This window comes from Deltaproteobacteria bacterium (genome assembly GCA_016875225.1).
Classification (GTDB): Bacteria; Myxococcota_A; UBA9160; order SZUA-336; family SZUA-336; genus VGRW01.
Window position 1 is genome coordinate 1 of sequence record VGRW01000163.1, and the last position, 2708, is coordinate 2708.

The following is a 2708-nucleotide window of genomic DNA, read 5'->3' on the forward strand; positions in this document are numbered from 1 at the left end:
CCCCGCTCCAAGCCTGCATGTAGCTGCGCGCGCCAGCGGCGACCGATTCTGGCGGCCTTAGGACGTGCGCCGCGCGTGCGGAGCGCAGGGCGCGCCCGGGGCGCATGAGAGCCCGGACCCGAACTTGCTTCTCTGCGATCGGGACGCAGCGCGCCCCGATCACCGCATGCCGAGCTTCATCGACGTACGCAGCCTCCGAGTCGTCTACCCCGCGGGGTCGGGGCGGCGTGTTGCGCTCGATGGTGTCGACCTCGCGGTTCCTCGCGGTCAGTTCCTGTGCGTGCGCGGCAAGTCGGGAAGCGGAAAGAGCAGCCTGCTGCACGTTCTTGCCGGGCTGATCGACCCCGAATCCGGGAGCGTTCGCGTCGGCGAGACGGACCTCTCGAGCCTCACGCGCGGTGAGGCCGCGCTCTATCGCCGGCGGCGATGCGGCGTGATCTTCCAGTCCTTCAACCTGCTCGACATGCTGAGCATCGCCGAGAACATCGCATTTCCGCTCGGGCTCGACGGCACGAGCCAGCGAGAGACCACCGCGCGCGTCGACGAGCTGCTCGATGAAGTCGGTCTCGGCGAGCGCCGCGACGACTTCCCCGATCAGCTCTCGGGCGGGGAGCAGCAGCGAGTCGCGATCGCGCGCGCGCTCGCGATCCGGCCCGACGTGGTGCTCGCGGACGAGCCGACGGGCAACCTCGACAGCGAGTCGGGAATCAGGATCTGGATGCTCCTGCGCGACCTCTCGCGGAAGCACGGCACGACCACCCTGATGGTCACTCACGACCCGGATGCGACGGCCTACGTGAGTCGGGTCGTCGAACTCCGGGATGGACGAATCGTCTCCGACACGGGAGCGCTTCCCGAACCAGGGGCGGGCAGGAGCGCCGAGTGAGATCCGTCGTCGGCGAGCGCATCGCCACCGCGCTCACCTATCTGACGATATCCCGGCGAATGAACCTGTTTCGCCACAGAGGACTGGCGGCGCTCGCGATCGGTGCGGTGGCGACTAGCGCCGCGCTCGCCGTCGCGGTCGAGGTCGCCTCGCGAAGCGTGCGCGTGGAGCTCGTCCGCACCGCATCTGCTCTCGTCGGAGCGTCCGATGTCGAGGTCATCGGACCGAAGCGCGGAGTTGCCGAGGAGCTTGTCGAGCGGGTCCGCTCGGTCCCCGGCGTGCTCGAGGCATCGCCGCTGATCGGCGAGACCGTCCGGATCGTCACGTCCGATCCGGCGGGTGTGCCCCTCCACGTGCTCGGCGTCGATCTGTTGGCCGAGCGCAAGAGCTTCGACTTCGAGGTCGAGAGGGAGAAGGCGGTCATCCGCGACCCCCTCTCACTGCTCGCAAGCCCCGACTCGATCCTGATCACTGCGACGCTGGCGCAGCGGCTCGGCCTCGAGCTCGGGGCGACCCTGCCGATACGCGCGGCTACCGGCGGGCACGAGCTCGAGATCGCGGGCCTGATCACCGACGGGGATTTCGGACGCGCCTACCGCGGGCAGATCGCAGTCATGGACGTGTATGCCTTGCAGCAGCTCGTCGCTGCTGAAGGCTTCGTCGATCGGATCGACCTCGTCGTCGAGCGCGACGAGCGCGAGCAGGTGATCGAGCGCGTGCAGACGGCGATCGGGTCGCGAGCGACGGTGCGGCGAGCGACGCGGTCGGAGGGCGTGGTGCAGGCGATCTTCGGAACGCTGGACGCGCTGCTCTGGAGCGTACCCGCCCTCGGCATCCTGCTCGCGTCGGTCCTCTCGTACGCGGCGATCTCGCAGCTCGTCCGAGCGCGCGTGCGGCGGCTGGCGCTGATGCAGTGCGTGGGCGTGACGACGCGCGGGCTCTTCGCGCTGGTGCTGCTGGACGCGCTCTTCCTGTCCGCGCTCGGAGTCGTCGTGGGCATGAGCGGCGGAGTGCTTCTGTCGCCCACTCTGGTGCGGGCGTTCTCGCTTCTGTCGGAGCACATCGGAGACGTCGAGATCGATGCCCTCTCGCTCGCGCCATCCACCCTGGCGATGGCCTTCACCGTCTGGCTCGGCGTCGCGCTCGCGGCGGCGATTCCGCCAGCGCTGCGCGTGGCGCGGAGCTCGCCGCTCGCGGTCATGACGAACAGCCAGGCGCCGGAGGGCGTCGGTCCGGTTCGACGGAGGTCGCTTCTTCACGTGGCGGCAACCGCGATCGCGATCGCGGCGCTCTGTTTCGCGCCGGGCGCGATGGGCGCACTGTCCCGCCTGCTCTGGATCGTCTTGCTCGGGCTACTCGCTCTGATCCTCTCGGGGACGGACGTTCTGCGCCAGCTCGTTTCGAGCTCTCGACCGCTGCTCGCGCGGGCTCCTCGCATCGGCGGCCTGATCGGCCTGTCGATCCTCGCGCGACCGGTGGGCGCGGCGACCTCGATGGCCGCGATCGCGACCGTCGTCGGCCTGCTCGTCGGACTCCTGAGCATCGTCCAGAGCGCGGTCGGTTCGATGGACGAATGGGTCGCGCGGCGGTTCGACGGGTCGGCCGCGATCTACGCGGGCGCACCGAATTCGGGCTTCGGTGGCGAATCGATCGCGCAGCCCTTGGTCGAGGCCATCCGCGAGACCCCCGGTGTCGATGATCTCGCGCTGTTCTTCACGGCGACGATTCCAGTCGGCGGGCTCGAGATCCCCGCGCAGGCGGTGTCTTCACGTGTCCTGCTGCGGCGCGGTGCGCTCCATCCCGACGATACCCCGCCGACCGA

General features: G+C 69.6%; 2 protein-coding genes. Both read left to right on the forward strand.

Going from position 1 to position 2708, the window contains the following annotated elements; all coding sequences use genetic code 11:
- Positions 1–166: 166 nt before the first annotated feature.
- Positions 167–886 (forward strand): ABC transporter ATP-binding protein, encoded by a 720-nt coding sequence (locus tag FJ108_18380; GenBank protein ID MBM4337860.1) that lies wholly within the window; start codon positions 167–169, stop codon positions 884–886.
- The coding region (locus tag FJ108_18385; GenBank protein ID MBM4337861.1) for an FtsX-like permease family protein at positions 883–2708 on the forward strand (1826 nt) is incomplete at its 3' end. The genes FJ108_18380 and FJ108_18385, both read left to right, overlap by 4 nt.